The organism is Vibrio sp. 2130-1 (assembly GCF_033339515.1).
Genome location: NZ_JAWOUT010000734.1, coordinates 1 through 517, shown reverse-complemented (window position 1 = coordinate 517; position 517 = coordinate 1). Strand labels below are relative to the sequence as shown.

The 517-nt window shown below is 48.5% G+C and carries 1 pseudogene; it reads right to left on the bottom strand.

Annotated elements, in window-relative coordinates:
- Positions 1-517 (bottom strand): annotated as a pseudogene (locus tag R7Q09_RS28415) (hemolysin); the annotation flags it as partial.

The window sequence follows — 517 nt, the reverse complement described above, 5'->3', positions numbered from 1 at the left end:
CAGTTGCAGACGTTTTGCCATCATTTGGTCAAACACTTTCGGCAGTGGCATATTATTAAGTATCACGTGAATGGGTCGCATCACTGCGCCCAACTGCTTCTCGCCTTGTCCTGCTTGTTGCAGTTTAAACAGCTCCAAACGGTGCACAAAACCGATGATGTTGTCTTTCTGCTCGCTGTATACCAGCGGACGTGAGAACGGTGTGTCTTTGTGTTTGTCCAGAAACTCATTAATGGTCATCGTTGCGTCAACGCGGAAGACAACAGGGCGAGGTGTCATGACTTGTGTGACAGGCACATCTTGAATCCCTAGCAGGTTGCTTAAGATTTTAGATTCGCCTTCTGCAAATTCACCACTTTCGCGTGCCAAAATCGCCATCGCAGAAAGTTCATCACGCATTTTTGGTGCTTCGTGGTTACGAGCCAAACGCTTGGTGATTTGCTCTGAAAACCATACAAATGGCGTTAGCGCCCATACCATCCAACGTAGCGATACCGCCGCTGCTGGTGCAAGCTGA